10 protein-coding genes are annotated in these 16,098 nt (G+C 53.2%); 5 read left to right on the forward strand and 5 right to left on the reverse strand.

Translation table 11 applies throughout. From position 1 onward, the window contains the following. Window positions 1-30: 30 nt before the first annotated feature. Window positions 31-3,006, reverse strand: coding sequence for a hypothetical protein (locus ABNT34_RS13815; RefSeq protein ID WP_348732580.1), 2,976 nt, complete (start codon window positions 3,004-3,006; stop codon window positions 31-33). 193 nt (window positions 3,007-3,199) lie between these two features. Between ABNT34_RS13815 and ABNT34_RS13820 the strand changes: the two genes are divergently transcribed. From ABNT34_RS13820 to ABNT34_RS13830, 3 genes are read left to right on the forward strand one after another with little or no spacing between them, the layout of a single operon-like run. Further along, window positions 3,200-4,279: a sugar-transfer associated ATP-grasp domain-containing protein gene (locus ABNT34_RS13820; protein ID WP_348732582.1), complete on the forward strand. Its 1,080-nt coding sequence runs from the start codon at window positions 3,200-3,202 to the stop codon at window positions 4,277-4,279. Next, a complete protein-coding gene (locus tag ABNT34_RS13825; protein ID WP_348732584.1) occupies window positions 4,266-5,270 on the forward strand; it encodes a GNAT family N-acetyltransferase in 1,005 nt (334 codons plus the stop codon). Before ABNT34_RS13820 ends, ABNT34_RS13825 begins: the two co-directional genes overlap by 14 nt. After that, window positions 5,267-7,108 carry an alpha/beta fold hydrolase gene (locus ABNT34_RS13830; protein ID WP_348732586.1) on the forward strand — a complete coding sequence of 614 codons (1,842 nt, stop codon included), beginning with the start codon at window positions 5,267-5,269 and terminating at the stop codon, window positions 7,106-7,108. Before ABNT34_RS13825 ends, ABNT34_RS13830 begins: the two co-directional genes overlap by 4 nt. 57 nt (window positions 7,109-7,165) lie before the next feature. Here the strand turns inward: ABNT34_RS13830 and ABNT34_RS13835 are convergent, their stop codons facing one another. Genes ABNT34_RS13835 through ABNT34_RS13845 form a run of 3 tightly spaced genes read right to left on the reverse strand, consistent with a single transcriptional unit; the run spans window position 7,166 to window position 11,447 of the window. Further along, a complete protein-coding gene (locus ABNT34_RS13835) occupies window positions 7,166-8,608 on the reverse strand; it encodes a right-handed parallel beta-helix repeat-containing protein (RefSeq protein ID WP_348732587.1) in 1,443 nt (480 codons plus the stop codon). Between the two features lie 45 nt (window positions 8,609-8,653). After that, a complete protein-coding gene (locus tag ABNT34_RS13840) occupies window positions 8,654-9,913 on the reverse strand; it encodes a pyridoxal-dependent decarboxylase, exosortase A system-associated (RefSeq protein ID WP_348732589.1) in 1,260 nt (419 codons plus the stop codon). Then, a complete protein-coding gene (locus tag ABNT34_RS13845) occupies window positions 9,906-11,447 on the reverse strand; it encodes an AMP-binding protein (protein ID WP_348732591.1) in 1,542 nt (513 codons plus the stop codon). The genes ABNT34_RS13840 and ABNT34_RS13845 overlap by 8 nt, the downstream gene beginning before the upstream one ends. A gap of 143 nt (window positions 11,448-11,590) precedes the next feature. Between ABNT34_RS13845 and ABNT34_RS13850 the strand changes: the two genes are divergently transcribed. Both ABNT34_RS13850 and prsT read left to right on the forward strand, forming a co-directional pair. Then, complete coding sequence (locus ABNT34_RS13850; protein WP_031565358.1) at window positions 11,591-11,845, forward strand: acyl carrier protein; 255 nt, start codon at window positions 11,591-11,593, stop codon at window positions 11,843-11,845. 73 nt (window positions 11,846-11,918) lie between these two features. Next, window positions 11,919-14,675 (forward strand): XrtA/PEP-CTERM system TPR-repeat protein PrsT, encoded by a 2,757-nt coding sequence (gene prsT, locus ABNT34_RS13855; RefSeq protein WP_348732594.1) that lies wholly within the window; start codon window positions 11,919-11,921, stop codon window positions 14,673-14,675. Between the two features lie 509 nt (window positions 14,676-15,184). On the opposite strand, the gene ABNT34_RS13860 is transcribed toward prsT, so the two are convergent. Beyond that, window positions 15,185-16,000: a THxN family PEP-CTERM protein gene (locus ABNT34_RS13860; protein ID WP_348732596.1), complete on the reverse strand. Its 816-nt coding sequence runs from the start codon at window positions 15,998-16,000 to the stop codon at window positions 15,185-15,187. Window positions 16,001-16,098 lie beyond the last annotated feature (98 nt).

Here is a 16,098-nt window from a genome sequence, read left to right on the forward strand (position 1 = left end):
TTCTTCCGCTTTGCCGCCTTTGGCCCTGCGCTATTTTTTCCGCGGCAAAATTGCCCATTTCGGGTTGCCGTTAAAATCGGTTTTGTTACTTAAGCGGGCATTGTAAAAATTAAACACTTTGTCGCCGTTTGGCAGGTCGAGCAGATAAGACGACGTGCCCCAGACAATTGAGTTATAACCAAACTCTTCATCCACCACGACTTCAGCCTGATAACGGGCAATAGTATCAATCCGGAACGCCGGCAGGTAAGCGTCCTGCACTTTTAACCAGCTGTCAAACCACAAACCATCCGGCTGGCGGATAGAAGGCTGGCGATAAGCCGATAACAGTTCCAGCGCAAAACCGGGCTCGGCCGCAGGCCCGGTCAGCATCTGGCCGACATAAGCTTTCATTGGCCCGGCCGGATACCCCAGCTCTTCTGCCCGGCCCAGCGCTAAAATCACCAGATGCGCCATCCAGGGCGAAGAACCGCCGGCCGCTTTGGTGTAATCGTAAAACTCATCGGTGTAGCTGGTGTCGCGCGCTGCCGAATGGCTCCACTGCCCCAGTGGTGAAGGCACACCTTTGCTGTTCGGGAATTCTTTCGGTGCTATGGTGTTGCGGGCGAAGTTCCACAGCTCCGGATAAGCCTGTTTCGGGTTTTGTACATTAAACAGCCCTTCCCACAGCGCCAGCGCTTTGTGCGTTAAAGTATCAAAATACAACCGTTCCGGCAGGCCATCCGGCGTAATAGATGCGGTGTGTACTCGGGTTCTGAGCGCCCAGCCCTGAGCACGTGATTCGTCAGCGTACAAAGCACCTTCACTGCCGGTCGGGCCACGGCCCAGCGTGCTGCTTTTTGCGGTGGCGTTGTTGTCCATCGTGGTGTAAGCGGCGGAGAACCAGCTTTGCTCGAGGAAATAATAGTCGCCGGTCAGCAGATATTGCGCTGAGCTCATATCCGGATGATGCGCCACATCCGGATTCCAGCGCGTGGTGCCAAGCGTAGCGACCGGAGTAATTTTGTCTTTGGCGACAATTTCGTGCCAGTCAATCCGCGTCAGCCAAGCCGTCGGCCGGCCGCCCTGGTTAATTGATAAAATACGGCCAAGCCCAGAGACGGTTTTAGCTTCATCAAAAGTCCGCTCCGGGTCGCCTTCGCGCACATGATAAGGCCAGCCACCGCTCATTTCGGCCTGACGCATAGCAATCTCAGCTAAACGCCAGTCGCCGCTGAATATCCAGCGCACTGTCCAGGATGGATAGATACCAATTTCCTGGCGGCCGCCAGCCGTCGCCATGGCTTTTTGCCACTGTCCGCCGCCGTAGAGGCTATTGTCCGCCGTCAGCCAGGATTTATGCCGGGCGCTGATAGTCGATTCCGGAATTTTCCGGCTGGCGTCAAAATTCGGAATGAGTTTGGTGCGTACCAGGTAACCGACCTGATGATTCAGCGACACTACCGGCACCGGCGTGCCCAGCCAGAATTGCCGGGTCCAGCGTGTCATCGCCTGATGTGGCACTGCAGTTTGTTGGTACAGTTGCTGCGGATTTTTCCAGCCACCGGTCAGCGTCAGATCATAACTTTGATCCTGCAAGGCCTGTGTATTGGTGATTTCGCCAACAAAACGCACCTGCACTTTTTTAATGCCGGGCCAGAAAGTGGCGTAAAACAACGGCCGCACAGAACGATGGGCGTCGCTGCCAAAATCAGCGCTACGCTCGACACTGTGATCGGCAATCAACACTGTGGTGGCGACCGGGCCTTGAGCCCAATAACTGAATTTGCCCTGGCTTAACATATCCCGGGCTGAGCGGATTTGAGTCTGGGCTCCGGTAAAAGTCGCCTGAATTTGCGCGTCAAAATCAAAGTCGTCGCTGAGCATTTGTTGTGCGCTCAAGCCACTTTGGGCGGGCAATACCGCCTGATTGACAAATTGCAGCCGCACACTGCCACCGGCCGGGATTTCTGGCACCACCACACTGATAATGGCATGGCGCACACTGCCATCGGCGTGACGCTGTTTGACATCGGCCTGAGTCGGTAGCAGTTGATCGCCCAGTTTCAGCTGCGGTAATTGGCTGATCTCGCCTTCAACAAAAGGCCGGGCAAATTGCAGCGGCAGATTGCTGATGGGCTGGTCGGTAGGATTGGAGACTGTGACATAATTCGCACCATCCGCCACCGCATCGGCGACAAAACCGGCACTGACGCTTTTATTGGCATCCATCGTCAGCTTGCAGGGGGTGGCCGTGGTACAAGGCGCGCTGAAACCACTGAAACTCTGACCGGCATCAGGTACGGCTTTGAGCTCGACTTCGCTACCAGCATTGACTTTCACCGCGCAATCACCGCGGCATGGTGCAGCGAGCGCCGCGCTGCTGACCTCGCCCTGACCACTGACGATAATGCGTAATTCAACCTGGCGGCTGACAAACTTGGCGGTCAGACTAATAGCCTCGCGGGCGATAAACTCGCAGCTTGGCACTGTGGCCGTACTGATACAGACATTCTGCCAACCGGCAAAATCATGATAAGCGGTTGATTTTGCCTGCAATAACACTGTAGTGCCGTAGGGAAAAGTTGCTGTGCAACTGTCACTGCAGGAACCGCGCACCGAGCCTGCACTGTAATCAATGCTGCCACCGGCCTGAGAATTGAGGCGGATATCGATATTACGGGGTACAAAACTGGCAACGACTTTGGCTGATGTGACAGTGGTTAGATCCAGCCGGCAGCTGCCAGTGCCGGCGCAATCCTGTTGCCAGCTGTCAAACTGGCTGGCCTCGGCGGCCTGTGGGGTCAGTTCAAGGCTGGTGCCACTGACCGTTAATGTGCAGCTTTGCTGGCAAGTCTGGCCATCACTGAGGCGCACTGCCCCGGTGCCATTGATGGTCAGCTGTACTGTTTTATTCGTCACTACCGGGGTTGGTGCCGGCGTTGCAGCTCCACCACCGCCGCCACAACCGGACAACATTGTTAACCCGAACAGCAGCTGTCCGATCTTCAGTAATAGCCTTGTCATCCTTCGCTCCGATGCTTCATTCCGGCGTTATTATGCCACAGGGTCAGCAGTATTGACCCTGTCATCATCGATTAAGTTTAGCCAGCGCGGCAATCGTTTTTGCCGCGTCGCCCGGCGCCGGGGCCAGCCTGTTCAATTTCCTTCACTTCAGTTAATATCGCTGTTCGCTGTGTAGTGCTCACAAGGATCTGTTTTGACAAAAGTTATCCATGATATCCGTCGCTGCTGGCAGGCGCTGGACCAGCTGAAGGAACCGCAGTTACCCAAGTGGCGTCAGTTACTGGAAATGAGTTTGTTGCTGGCCATTCGCGGCATAGGCCCGGGCTCGTATTTACAAAGCCGGTTCTGGCGACCGGAAATTCCGTTTGCGGACAAATGGGAACATGCCAACCGCAAAGAATACAACGCAATGATTGACCGCTGGAACGCCAGGCCTTATCAGAAAACGTCACAGCACAAGGTCGTTGAAAAAGCGGTCCTGACGTTACAGCAAGTACCGACGCCTGAATTTATCGCTTTTTTTCATCAACAGTCCGGCGTTTGCGCTTCCGGTGCGCCGCTGCGAAGCTTTGCTGATTTCCGTGAGCTTTGTTGGTCGTTAGCCGGCCAGAAAATCTGCTTAAAACCGGTCGAAGGTTTTGGTGGCGCTGGCTTTTGCGCCTTTAGAGTCTGCACCAACGCCGACGATGTCTGGTTTGAACATCCGTTCAGCAATGCTGTCACTACTCTGCAGCAGTGGTGGGAGCAGGCCCGGCAGAATCCGGACGGTTACATCATTGAACATTATCTGGAACAGCATCCGGTGGTGGCGCAGTTTCATCCGCAGTCGGTGAATACACTACGTATCTGGGTTTATCAGCTGCCGGGCAGTACAGAAGTCGCCTGTGCCTTTTTACGCGTAGGTCAAAAAGGCAGTCTGGTTGACAACACCACCAGCGGCGGTTTGTCATGCCCGGTTGATATCACCACGGGTCGCCTGGAGTTTGGTTTTAACAAACTTGAACCCTGGCGATTGCTGCAACAACATCCGGACTCTGGTGCGCAAATCGCCGGCGTGCAGCTGCCTTATTGGCAGGAATGTATGCAGCTGGCAGGTCAGGCACTGCGCGCTTTTCCACACGTACATATCGCCGGCGTCGATGTTGCGATTGCGGCTGATGGCCCGAAAATGATTGAACTGAATGTGCGGCCCGATCAGATTGGTCCAACGCGGGTGAACCTGCCATTACGACGACTGGACCGTCAGTTGCGAGAGGCCTATGGCAGAGCCTGAGGCCGCGCCTCAGCAGCAAGCTGATGCCAGCCAGGCCATGACCTCACTGCAGCCATGGCAGCAACGGGGCCTTTGGTATCAGGCGCTGGCGCGGTTTGTTGGTCTGGCAGAAAGCGATTATTTTTACCTGCAAGCTGAATCAGACACACCCGGCTGTTGGCAACTGGCGTTATATTCAGACGACCACGGCCTGCAAGCCAAAAGCCTTAGCAACTATTACAGCTGTGCTTTAGGGCCAACACCGCCTGCCCCCCCAGCGCAGTGGCAACAATGTTTTCAGCGGCTGACGGCGCACTTGCCCAAATGTCGGCAACTGCAGCTGGAGCCAGTCAGCGCCACAGAACTTAGCCTGTTACAGGACGCCCAAATTCCTGGCTGGGGGCTGCTGGCGGTGCCGATCAGTCAAAACTGGCAGGCATCGACGGCGGATTATTGGTCAAAACGCAGTTCGCAGCTGCGCCATACCATAGCCCGCAAGAAGAAAAAACTCGACCAGCTCGGCGCCACAATCAGCATTTCAACTGTCATCAGCGAGCCACTGCAGCAACATTATTGGCAGGTCTACCAACGCAGCTGGAAACCGGCCGAACCGACCCCGGATTTTATTAATCAGTTGCTGCAACAGGCATCAAGCCAAGGCACACTGCGCTTAGGCGTGTTGTATATCGCAGAGCAGCCGGTCGCAGTGCAGTGCTGGCTGGTCGCCGGCGGCGTCGCGGCCATTTATAAACTGGCACAGGATCAGCAGTTTGACGCGCTGTCCCCCGGCACTGTGCTGACCGCCGCAATGGCTGATTATGTGATGGCGCAGGACCAGGTGCATACACTGGACTTCCTGACCGGCGATGATGCCTACAAAGCGCAGTGGATGGATAGCTGCAGCCCGCTGTACCGGGTGACGGCATTCCGCCTGAACAACCCCATAGCTTTGCTGCAATTTACAGTGCTGCGCCTCAAAACCCGGCTGCAACAGCTTCGGAGCAAACTTTGAACCTGAATCAACAAAGTGCCATGACGCCGCGGTTCACGTTGGATGCCGAATATATTCAGGGCGGACAAGGCCTGTGGCTGCTGACGCGCTGGCGCGCAGCCGACAACGACAATGACAACGACAACGACACAGCACTGCTGATACTGCCGCCTTTTGCTGAAGAAATGAATTGCTGTCGCCGGGTTTTTGCCACTCTTGCCGCAACTCTCGCCGACACGATGACGGCAGCGGGCACTGCTGCTGGTCCCGCTACCGGCATCGACTGTTTTTTACCGGATTTTTACGGCACCGGTGACAGTGAAGGTGATTTTCATAGTATCTCGCTGCAGCAATGGCGACAGGACATGCTGAGCTTTTTGCCACAGCTGGCCGGCTATCGGCAGGTGCATCTGCTGGGCTGCCGTTTTGCGGCGGCATTGTTGCTGGACTGGCTGGCCGACATCAGACAAATCCTGCCACTCGGACAAGTGTTACTCTGGCAGCCGCAATTAGATACAAAGCGCTTCTGGCAGCAATTACAGCGTCTGCAGCAGTTTGGCGAGCCTGGTGGTCAAGCTGGTGTTACGGCGGCAAACACAGCGACAAACCCGGCGGATACTTTGTCTGTCGCAGGTTATGCAATTCCGCTGTCGCTGCAGTCAGAAGCGCTGACACTGAACACTCAGCTGCCGGCAGATGTCAGTCAGTTGTATTGGTTTGAATCGACGCTGACCGGGCAGCTCTCACCGGCTAGCCTCAGACTACAGCAAAATCATCCCAATCTGTTGATGCAGGCTGTGAACGGCCAGCCCTATTGGCTGAGTCAGGAACCGGTTGATACTCAGGCTTTGCTGGATGCGACTATTGCAGTGCTCAGAGGCAGTGCTGCAATAAACAGCCCGACAAGCAAGGTCAACAACGTCACGCCTGCGCCCACCGATAGCATCGCAACAGGCATTACGGCAAATATCACAGCGAATATCACAGTGCCCCAAATCATTTCGCTGCAATTGTGTGGCAAACAAAGCCTGGGCATTTACCTTGCAGCAGCGTCCGATGTGCTGATTGTGATGATAAACGGCGGTGCACAGACCAAAGCCGGTAGTCACCGCATGCAGCAGCAACTAGCCCGGCACTGGCAACAGGCAGGCTTTGCCAGCCTGCGCTTTGATTTTCCGGGTTTTGGCGATGCTGAAGGCAAGCCTGGCGATTTTATCGACCACGGTCGTTATCTGACGGCGTTGCCGGCTGAACTTCAACGCGTGTTTGGCAAACACCGCCGTCTGGTTTTATTTGGTTTATGTGATGGCGCGACAGCGGCTTTATTGGCCAGTCCTGCCCTGCAACCGGATGCCTTGTTGTTGCTCAATCCCTGGTGCCGGCTGCAGCAAAACCATGCCCGCACTATGCTGAAGTTTTATTATCTGCAGAGGCTTATCAGTAAAGAGTTCTGGCAAAAACTGCTGACTGGCAGGCTGAACCTCAAAACCAGTGTTGCTGCGCTGCGGCGCTTTTGGCAGGCCAGTAGCCCTGGCAACGATTCAGCCAATCAGACGGCTGAGCTTGCTAAATCAGCAGTAGCGTCAACTACTTTGCCAGCACTGAGCCCGGATCAGGCAGTGCTGCGGGCCATCAAGCACTGGCAACAATTAACAGTCCCGCTGCATTTAACGCTGAGCGGTGCGGATTTAACTGCAGCGGAGTGTGCTGAACTGCTGAAAAGAACCGATTTACAGCACCTCAGGCAACAGGCTGAATGTCTGGAGATTGCAGGCGCCAATCACACGCTGAGCGGCGAAGGGCATTTAGCTGCGCTGATGCAGGCATCGGTCGACTTCCTGCGCCGGCTGCCGGGCTGAACCAGCCGACCGGCGCCTCTGCATTATTTTGTCAAAGCAGCACACCCTGCCGGGCTATCAGGGGGTTTGGCCAGGTTTCAGGCAAAATTCTTCACCGGCAAAAGCGCCCAGATAGGGCTTTTGTACTAAGGCACCACAAAAATCACTGATTTGACCATCGGCATTGCGCTGCTCGGCTGGTTGCTCCGGATAGGCTTGTGTCCAGCTGAAATCGGCTAAATCCGGTGCGGCAAAATAATCTTTGAGCTCATCCCGGCCGGTGAAAAAATCGCGCGCCACAATCAGGTTGCTATCCAGCTGATGCTGACCGCCCTCACGATTGTTGACCCGGCCGCTGATGACGTTATTGACAAGCAACGCGCTGCTTTGGCTGTAACGCACATCCACCCCGACCGTGTTATAAACAATATTGTTTTCCAGCAGGCTGTCTTTGGCTTTGTTCAGGTAAATGCCGACATCATTCGGGCAATGCAGAATGATATTGTTGCGCATCACGCCGCCGGTGGTTTCAGTGCCGGTCACGCCGTCGCGATTATACGCCGCACCGGTACCGCCGCCGCCAAACGACAGGCCAAGCGCATTGTGGCGCCCGCCTTTTAAATTGGCTTCACACATCACCAGATTACGTTCAAACACACCGCCACTGGCATTGCCTTTGATAAAGCCGGCATAACTGACTTCATCGCCGGCGTTTTTCTGGATATCAAAGATAAAGTTGGCGCGCACGACCCAGTCGTTGGCGGCGACAATATCAACCGGCGTGGCCGGGCCTTTGGTTTTACGTGGGCTGGTGTTGTAAATCGTGTTGCTCTCCAGCAAGCCGCGGTCCGGATAGTTCCCCTTCAGGCCGTTGACCTTGATAGCGGAATTAAAATCGCGAAAGCTGTTATTGCGGATCAACACGTCGCTGGCTCTGCCGCTGATATGCAGCGCATGCTGACAGCTGTCATGGGTATCGCAATTGCCGATAAAACTGATGTTCTCAAACTGCCAGTGCGGAGCCAGTAACAACAGCCCCTCGCCTTTGAGCAACAACTGCACCTGATGCATGCGCCGTCCGGTCAGCCGGATTGGCGCTTCCGCCGTGCCAGCCTGACGCATTTCAAAGGTGCGTTCAAAAGCATAAACGCCGGGTTCCAGCATAATCTGCTGACCCGGTTTGGCACTGCTCAGGGCTTTTTTCAGACTGTCGGTATCAGCGACGACGATCAGCTCCCCTTGTTGCACCGGCGTAAAATCCGGCCGCGCACCGGCGCCATGCCACTGGGTGGGGTCCAGTTCGCGGAAATAATAGTTTTTTTGCTCAAAACTGCCGAAAAAATCAAACAAAGGTGCGACAAAAGCCACACTCGGATAATTGACCCGAAGGTCAGCCGCTACTTTTTGACTGTACAGCGGTAACGGCAAGCCGAGCCAATATATACTGCGCGCCCAAATCAGCAACACCCCAAGCAAAGCCAGATTAGCGAGCACCCCGCTCCAATAAAAATACTTACGCATCAAAGCCTCCGCTGCTGCCGACCAACACACCATCTATCCAGTGTTTCATAACAATATTTCTGCCACAGCACCGTGACTTAAAAAACCCTGTGGGCTGGCGCTGGCACCATAAGCGCCGGATTGCAGCACAGCAAACCAGTCGCCGATCGCAGGCTCAGGCAGCAACACTTTATCTGCTAATACATCCAGTGGCGTGCAGAGCGGGCCTACCACCTGCAGCGGGCCGGCCACCGGTTGATTGAGCTTGTTGGCCAGCAGTACCGGGTAATTACGCCGCACCACCTGACCAAAATTACCGGAATTGGCCAGATGATGATGCAGACCGCCATTGGTCACGACAAAAGTGCAGCCATGAGAGGTTTTGATATCAATGACACGACTCATATAAACGCCGGCATCAGCCACCAGATAACGCCCCAGCTCCAGCACTATTTCAAGGCCGGCGATAGTTGCGGCGAACTCATCGAGCAGGCCGCGCATACCAGCACCGACCGCATCGAGGTCTAATGGTTTGTCCGCCGGGAAATACGGCACGCCAAAACCACCGCCCAGATTAAAAAAGCGTAAATCAGCGCATAAAGGCCGCAATTGCGTGAGCAACTGCAGGCTTTGCCGCTGACTTTGCAAAATGGCATCGGCGTGCAGATTCTGTGAGCCACAATACAAATGAAAGCCGATGAGCTGTAGCGGGCCTTGCTGGACTTCATCAAGCAGCGCAAATACCTGATGTTGGTCAATACCAAATGCCTTGGCACCACCAGCCATTTTCATGCCGGCGCCTTTGAGTTCAAATTCCGGATTGATCCGCAGTGCAACCTGCGCTGTGGTATTTGCTGCCCGGCAAAGCCGCTGCAACCGGCGCATTTCAGTGGCCGATTCCAGATGCACTACACAACCGGCAGCAATAGCGGCAGCAAGTTCGGTATCGGTTTTACCGGGGCCGGCAAAGCTGATGTGCGAAGCCGGCATACCACTTTGTAATGCCAGCAGCAGTTCACGTCGCGACGCCACGTCCATACCATCGACCAGGCCCGCCATCTGCTGCACCACAGGCCCGTATGGATTCGCCTTCACCGCATAATGCAGTTTAACTGCGCCCGGCAGAGCATGGCGCAGCTGCTCCACTTTGTGCTGCAAAGCCATTCGGTCATAGGCGTAAAATACTTCGGCATCGAGCATTGCCGCGATTTGCGCCGGCGTTTTGCCACCAATACACAGCATGCCGTCCACAGAGGAAAAAGCACCAAGCGCTGCGGCCAACTGCGGCTGAGCACTGAGCTGGCTATTGTCTACTTTGTCACTCACCGGCACTGAAATATTCCTTATAAGTGATACTTAACTGCTTGCGGTCGAGTTTACCATTGACGGTTTTGGGTAATTGTTCCAGTTGCAACACTGCTTTGGGCTGCATATAAACCGGTAAAGCCTGTTTCAGCGCCGCCATAATTGCTGCACAGTCTTGCTTAACTGCCGAGCTGAAGACCAACAATACAGCGTTATCCGCATTGGCAAGCGGCACCGCTATCGCCGCCGCATCGGTCACGTCCTTTACCAGCACATAAAACTGCTGTTCAATCTCGGTCGGACTGATGCGGATGCCAGAACATTTCAGCATCTCATCGAGCCGGCCAATATAAAACAGGTCACCATCGGCATCGCGGCGCACCTGGTCACCAGACCAGACTGCGGCAGGTCTTTGCAGCACTGAAGGCGGCAGTAACGGATCGGGTTTAAAGCGCTCGGCAGTGACATCGGGCCGTCCCCAATACCCCAGACTCACCAGCGGCCCACGGTGCACTAATTCACCCGGCTCATCAACATCACACTCAGTGCCATCGGGCCGCAGCACCCGCACATCGGCAAAGGGGATGGCCTGGCCAATTGAATCCGGCTTTTGCGCCAGTTTCTCCGGCGCCAGATAAGTGGAACGAAACGCCTCGGTCAGGCCGTACATCAGGAAAGGCTGTGCCTGGCGAAACAGCTGTTGCAGCCGGTGTAGCAGCGCTGGTGGCATAGCGCCGCCGGAGTTAGTCCAAAGCCGCAGACTGTCCGCGCTGTTGTCCGGCCATTTCGCCTGCGCCAGCGCCGACCACAGCGGCGGCACTGCGGCCAGTACGGTCACCTGATGTTGGCGCACCAGCCGCACCACGTCCTGTGGCAACAAATAATCGGTTAGCACCACAGTCGCACCGACTGTCCAGGCGCTTAACAACTGATTAAGACCATAATCAAAACTAAACGGCAGCAGCGCTAACACCACATCCAGTTGTTGCAACTGCAGATACTGACTGACGGACACTGCACCTAACAATAAATTCAGCTGCGAAACCACCACGCCTTTGGCAAGACCAGTACTGCCGGAGGTATATAAAATAGCAGCCGGCAAGCTGCTGCAACCGCGGCTATCTTGATGCTTCTGATCTGGCAGGTTCTTGTCAGCTGTGTCCGGGTCAAACCAGGCGGCGCCCGGCGGTAACAATAAATCAGGCGCCAGTTGCTGCCTGCGCAGCGGCGCCATGCTTAACAGCTTTGGCTGGCAGTCATCGACTATATGCTGTAACTGCTGCAACTTCAGGCCCTGATGCACCGGCACAGCGATAGCGCCGAGGCTCCAGGCGGCAAAGAGCTCAATCACCAGTTCACGTTGTTTCGGTAATAACAACAACAGCCGGTCACCGGCCGTTAACCCTGCCCCAGCCAGCTGTTGCCGCCGTTGGCCTACTTCGGCCAACACTTGCACAAAGCTCAGGCTGCCAGCCTGATCTTCCAACGCCGGATGGTGCGGCCAGCGCTTTGCAGCCAGCATTAATAAGCCATGCAGAGAATCCGTTTGCAACATGCCAAGTCCAGTTAGTCCACCACTGCGGAACAAGCCATTTCACTGATTAATGGCAAGATTTTTCCGGCGGCAAAACACTTTGCCGTTAAATAATCTGTGGTAGAGTACATTGAGCAAATATCTGATGTCCATTGGAGTTCACAATGAGGGACCAACAAACTCAGACCTGGCAGATGCTTGAACAAATTCTGCGCAGCGTCCTGGGGCCACACCAGCAGATCACCCCGCAGACGCCTTTGTTAGGGGCCATTCCTGAATTCGATTCCAGCAGTATTATGACCATCCTGACCTTGCTGGAAGATCAGTTTGACATCGTGTTTGACGATGCCGAACTCAGCGCTGAGTTATTCAGCAGCACTGCATCGCTGTACCAATTTTTACTGGAAAAACTAAATTAGGCTTCGCCAATCTGATAATTAACAACACGACCGGCATCTAAGTTCGGCCATCGCTGTATAAAGGATTAAACAAATGAAAAAAACACTTCTGGTCAGCTGTATTCTGGCGGCATTAGTCACTCAGGGTTGTGGCAAAAAAGACGCTGCACAACATCTGCAGGACGCGCAAAATTTTATCAACAAACAAGAATATCCGGCTGCGGTGATTGAACTGAAATCAGCCTTGCAACAAGAACCGGAAAACGCCAAAGTCCGGCTGACGCTGGGGCAGATTTACCTGCAAGTCGGTGATGGCCTGTCGGCCAGCAAAGAACTACAAAGAGCCAAAGAATTTGGTGCCGACCTGAACGAACTGGCCCTGCCAATGGCGCAGGCATTTTTCCTGGCCGGTCAATTCCCGGAACTGGCAAGTCTTGGCAAAGAAGCCGGCTTGTCGGCGCTGAATCAGGATTACATTCGTTTATATCAGGCTTTATCATCCATTGAAGCGGCCGAAGCGGCCGAAGTAAAAGCCGAGCTGCAAGCCTTGTCGTCTAACAGTGATGCCGGTATTAAAGCGATGGCGGCCGCGCAGTTACAAATTATGGACCGCAAACATGATGCGGCGCTGGCTGCTTTAAATGAGATCCCAACTGAAAACCCGTTGTTCCGCGAAGGCCTGTTATTAAAAGCAAAACTACAGAATATTCTGGGGCAGTTTGACGCCTCAATCGCCAGTTTTCAGCAGTATCTGAAACTGAATCCTTCCGGTCATCAGGCCCGGTTGTTATTGGCACAGACTTATGTCGCGCAAAACAAGTTTCCTGAAGCTAGTGCTGAGCTTGATAAGTTACTGAAACTTTTCCCGAAACAACCGCTGGCCAATTATCTGAAATCAGTCATTGCCTTTGAAGCCAAGGATTTCCAGAAAGCCAAAGAGTACAGTGAAACAGCCATTAATTCAGGGCTCAGTTCGGTCAGTACCAGAGTAATGGCTGCGCTGGCAGCCTCTCAACTGGGCCTGTCTAATCAGGCACTGAATCACTTACAAGCAGTACGCGGTGAGCTGGACAGCTACCCGCCGGCGCAGAAACTGTTTATCGCACTGCAGTTGCAAAGTGGCAACACTGACGTTGCCCAGCAACAAATTTTGAAAAATGAATCAGCCGCCAACGATGTACAGCTGGTCACGGCTACTGCGTTCCAGCTGCTGAAACAACGTGCCAATGGCGCGGCGGAAGAGCTGATCAATAAATATGAAGCCGGTTCTGAGCAAAAATCCGGGCAAGACCTGATTGCGATTGGCTCGATTAAACTCGGCATCCCGGGTCAGGAAGCGCAGGGTCTGCAGCTGCTGGAACAAGCCGCCCAACTGGCACCAAAAGAGCAACAACCTAAATTGTTACTGGCATCAGCTTATCTGCAGCAACGCAAATTCAAAGAAGCCGAAGCCTTAGCCACTGAATGGTTAAAAGACGATGCGATGAAAGTCCAGGGCTTAAACATGCTGGCTTTTATTGCGCTGCAACAAGATCAGGATGAAAAGGCACTGAAATATATCGCTGATGCGGTCGCCGCCAACAGCGATTTACCTTTCACTTATCTGTTAAAAGCGGTGTCGGAACAAGCGAAACAAGACCCCGCAGCAGCAAAAGCAACATTAACCACATTGTTGGATAAACACCCGTCCTATTTGCCGGCACTGGAACAGCTGTATGCCCTGACTCGTCAGGACAGCGACAGCCTTGCTCTGCAACGGGCTGAAGCTTTATTTAATTCCGACAAGGCCAACTACAACGTGGCCGTTTTGTATGCCCGCATGCTGGTTGATCAGAAAAAGCAGGAGCTGGCATTAACAGTACTGGAAGAAGGTAAGCAACCCGTTGCTGAGCGTCACGCCTTACATTGGGCGTTGCTGATTGAACACGAGCGGGTGGTCAACAAAGACATCAAAAAATCCTTAGCCGTCGCAGAGCAGTGGTATCAGCTGAATTCAGCAGACCGGGAATCTGTTTACAGCTATATCCGGTCGCTGATTCTGGATAAACAACTGGCGAAGGCGCTGGCAGTCTCCACCGATGAACTGAAAAAATCACCAGACGATAAAGTGCTGTTTGGTACTCAGGTGCAATTACTGGCTGAGAACGGCAAGCATGCCGAAGCATTAAAACTGCTGGCAACTTTACCTGCTGAGGAAGCAGGCAAAGCCGATGTGCAATTTATCAAAGGCCGTATTCTGTTGGCGGATAACAAACCAAAAGAAGCGTTGGTGGCGTTAAATGAAAGCTATCAGCAAAGTCAGTCGACGATGGCCGCGCTGATGATTGCTGATACTTACGAGCGCAGTGGTGAGCTGGATAAAGCTAAACAGTTTGTCGAGCAACATTTCACGACCAAGCCAAACGACGGTCCGTTACAGCTGTTTTATGCCAATTTATTACTGAAAAGTGATAAGCAAAAGTCTATTGAGGTGTTTAGCCAGTTGCTGAGCAAAGAACCCGAGAATGTGGCTGTGCTGAATAATCTGGCCTGGACCTTATTGGAATCCAACAAATTAGCTGAAGCGACAACCCATATTGAAAAAGCCATGACACTGGCCCCGCGCAATCCAGACGTGCTGGATACTTATGGGGCAGTACTCTTGGCATCAGGTAAAGTGGAACAGGCTATCCAACGTTTTGAAGACTCGCTGAAAGTCCGACCAGACCACCCGTCAGTTTTACTGAATTACGCGGATGCCTTGATTAAAAAAGGCGAGAAAGACAAGGCCAAAGCCATTTTAGACAAGATCACCGGTGATAAGTCCATTTCGGCGGCGCAGGTTAATGCGTTAAAGGCGAAATTGAACTGATACAACGATAACCCCGCATCAAAGGCTGCCCTGTGCAGCCTTTTTTCTTTTGTTTGCCCTCATCTGACATGAACACTTTCTCACCTTTATCCTGAACGGGCTATCAACTCTGCCTGATGGCTATGTTGCTGCAAGTTCTTCAAAAGCCGCAATTTCGCAGGCAGTCTCAGTTGGCTGGCGCGACATTCAGGCTCCGGTTGCTTAGCTGGCGTCGTGTTGTCTGACATCTGAGAAGCCGCAACACAGATAGCCCTGAGACGTCTGGCTTTGACAGCAAACACTGCAATTGCAGCTGGCAATTTGCTGCACAAAACCGGCAAGCAGGTCGGTTATACCATGAGATAGCTGCAATAAGGCGCGAAAGTGAACCTTCAGGGTCACCAACAAAATGCACAGTAACGGGAGATTTAGTCCAGTGTTATCGACGACTCAGCCAGGAATAATTGCTGGCATAAAAAAACCGGGCATTCAGCCCGGTTTTTCAAATTCAGAACAATCTTTGTACTGAATTACTTTTTGTTACGGCGACGCAGGCCTAACATCACCAGAGACAGACCTAACATACCAACTGTCGCTGGCGCAGAAACTTCTGACATGGTCAGCTGAGCTAACAGTTCCAGCTGGTTCACTGTACCTTCGCGAGTCACCAGTACGATAGAACCATCTGGGTTCACGACTGACTGAGTAACACCTGACAGTGGGTTCAGTTTGAAAGTGATAGTGTATTTTTCTTTACCCACTGCGAATTTAATCGCTGGCAGGTTCAGATTAATCAGGAATGTGTCGTCACAACCTGTACCTGACAGTTGTGGGATTGGGCAGTTCGCTGGATTTGGTACGTTCGGTGTTTCATTGAACGTAATACCAACTTTGGCTGAATTTGAACCCAGTGGTGGATTCACCAGCGTGAACAGCGTTTCCAGGTCTAAGGTGTACAGTGAACGTGAACCAGCTGGAATGGTTTTGTTTGAGTGAGTGATTAAACCAGTTTGAACCCAAGCGCCGTTTGTGACCAGAGTACCTGACTGAGAAACAATGTTTAAACCGCTTTTTGCAGTTGTTGAACCCCAGGTCACTGTGTCATAGGCATTTGGCAGACCAGCTGCGCCAGTGAAAGTTAAACCACAGCCGTTTGCTGCGCTTGTAGTGCCTGCAGCACAGTCGTAAACAGTGCCGTTGGCTTGTTTGCTTGAAGAGTTTACACCATCAGCTAACCAGCCAGACTTAGTTGCGAAGTCGATTGCCGGGATGATTGCAGCTTGTGCAGAACCGATGAATGTAGCGATTGACAGAGCGCTTACTGATAAAAGAGTTTTGAATTTCATGTTACTACCACCTTGTATTATTAACTGCCTTACCAGTGACTGTCAGGCTAAAACTACTACTGACAGATATAAAGCAACTCACGTGCCAACTTTAATTA

The sequence above is a fragment of the Rheinheimera texasensis genome (assembly GCF_964031785.1).
Taxonomy (GTDB): domain Bacteria; phylum Pseudomonadota; class Gammaproteobacteria; order Enterobacterales; family Alteromonadaceae; genus Pararheinheimera; species Pararheinheimera texasensis_A.

What these genes read in the sequence shown, in the direction of transcription:
- ABNT34_RS13825 (WP_348732584.1), top strand. Translation starts at nt 4,266, where the DNA reads ATGGCAGAGCCTGAGGCCGCGCCTCAGCAGCAAGCTGATGCCAGCCAG.
- prsT (WP_348732594.1), top strand. Translation starts at nt 11,919, where the DNA reads ATGAAAAAAACACTTCTGGTCAGCTGTATTCTGGCGGCATTAGTCACT.
- ABNT34_RS13835 (WP_348732587.1), bottom strand. Translation starts at nt 8,608, where the DNA reads ATGCGTAAGTATTTTTATTGGAGCGGGGTGCTCGCTAATCTGGCTTTG.
- ABNT34_RS13850 (WP_031565358.1), top strand. Translation starts at nt 11,591, where the DNA reads ATGAGGGACCAACAAACTCAGACCTGGCAGATGCTTGAACAAATTCTG.
- ABNT34_RS13845 (WP_348732591.1), bottom strand. Translation starts at nt 11,447, where the DNA reads ATGTTGCAAACGGATTCTCTGCATGGCTTATTAATGCTGGCTGCAAAG.
- ABNT34_RS13860 (WP_348732596.1), bottom strand. Translation starts at nt 16,000, where the DNA reads ATGAAATTCAAAACTCTTTTATCAGTAAGCGCTCTGTCAATCGCTACA.
- ABNT34_RS13815 (WP_348732580.1), bottom strand. Translation starts at nt 3,006, where the DNA reads ATGACAAGGCTATTACTGAAGATCGGACAGCTGCTGTTCGGGTTAACA.